This window comes from Polaribacter marinus, assembly GCF_022662535.1.
Classification (GTDB): Bacteria; Bacteroidota; Bacteroidia; order Flavobacteriales; family Flavobacteriaceae; genus Polaribacter; species Polaribacter marinus.
The window spans coordinates 1-1,787 of record NZ_JAKQYM010000045.1 but is presented as its reverse complement, the minus strand read 5'-3'; the positions used below and the strand labels follow the sequence as shown (position 1 = coordinate 1,787).

Genomic DNA, 1,787 nt, shown 5'->3' with positions numbered 1-1,787 from the left:
ACATCTGAATCATTTTTTAGAACTCCATTACTTGCATTAACAGTAAGTGTTGTGTCTTCATCTACCGAATTTGCATCTGCTACTAATGTAGGAGAATCATTGATTGGTAAAACTGAAATATCTAAGGTGCTTTGAGCTGTTAAATCTCCGTCTGAAACGGTGTAAGTAACTTGAGGTACATTTCCATTAAAATTGAATGCTGGGGTAAAAACATAACTTCCGTCTACATTTAACTTAAGCGTACCTTCTGTTAATACAATATCCACTCCTATTGCTCTTGGAGTACCATCAATTGAAATTGCGGTAACCGTTAATGTATCTCCATCTACATCCGAATCATTTTTTAGAACTCCATCTACTGCTAAAACAGTTAGAGTAACATCTTCATTGGTTGTTTTTGTATCTGCTACTGCTACCGGAACATCGTTTACAGAATTGACTGTAAGATCTAAAGTACTTGATAAATCGACAGTTCCATCTGACATTATATAAGTAACTTGAGGTACTGAACCATTAAAGTTTAATGCTGGAATAAAGATATACCCACCATCTGCATTTAATTGTAATGTTCCTTCTGTTAAAGTTGCCGTGTCTCCTGCATTATACGTTATTGAATTAACTGTAAATGTCTTAACCGATTTTGAATCTCCATCTAAATCTGTATCATTTGCTAAAACACCATTAACTTCTAAAACTGTTAATGTTACATCTTCATCTGTAGAATTCGTATCTGGTAAAACAACCGGAGCATCATTCGTTGGGTTGACTGTAATGTTCAAAGTACTTGTATCGTCAACTGTTAATCCTGAATTATCTGTAACTGTATAAGTAATTTCTGGTACTAGTCCATTAAAGTTAGCCGTAGGAATAAATTCATAACTTCCGTCTGCATTAATTTTAATAGTACCAATATTAGGAATATTAAATACTGTTCCTGCCACAGTAGTTCCTACAAATCCATCTACAGAAAAATTCACTATTTCTAATGTATCAAGATTTCCATCAGTATCATTTTTTAAAACTCCATTTGCGGCATTAACAGTAAGAGTTATGTCTTCATTTACCGAATTTGTATCTGGATTTGCGATTGGCGGAAAAGGAGAAATTGGAACAGTTACATTAACTGTTGCAGTAGCTGTTCCTCCATTTCCATCAGAAATTTCATATGTAAAAGTATCCGATCCATTATTAAATCCATTATCTGGAGTATATTTTATTGTTCCGTTAGCGTTAATAGTTGCTGTACCATTTGTAGGATTTACTGTAATGTTACTAACAGTGATTGTATCTCCATCTAAATCAGAATCATTATTTAAAACAGGAATATCAATTGCAATTCCAGGATCTGTACCTGCAACATCATCTTCTGCTTCGGGTAAGTCATTTAAAGGTAAAATTTTAACATTTAATGTACTTGTTACAGATGTAGTACCATCAGTAATTGTATATGTTACTTCTGGTAAATCACCATTTACATTAGCATCGGGTGTAAAATTATAACTACCATCACTAAATATAGTACCAGAACCTGCTCCAGGTACTGTGGCTGTAGTTCCTGAAACTGGATCTACAATATAAGTTGTTCCAAAAAAAACAAATTTAGTAACTATTAATGTATCTCCGTCTAAATCTAAATCATTTGCTAATAATCCATCAGCTGCGATTACATTTAGAACAGTATCTTCATTCATCGTTTTTGTATCTGGATTTGCTACCGGAACATCGTTGATTGGGGTGATTGTAATGATTTCATTTGCTGTAGCAGTTCCTCCGTTTCCGTCGGAAAT

The 1,787-nt window shown here is 33.8% G+C and carries 1 protein-coding gene; it reads right to left on the bottom strand.

What is annotated here, in order from left to right:
• The coding region (locus tag MC378_RS15310) for a tandem-95 repeat protein (RefSeq protein ID WP_242179710.1) at nucleotides 1–1,787 on the bottom strand (1,787 nt) is incomplete at both ends.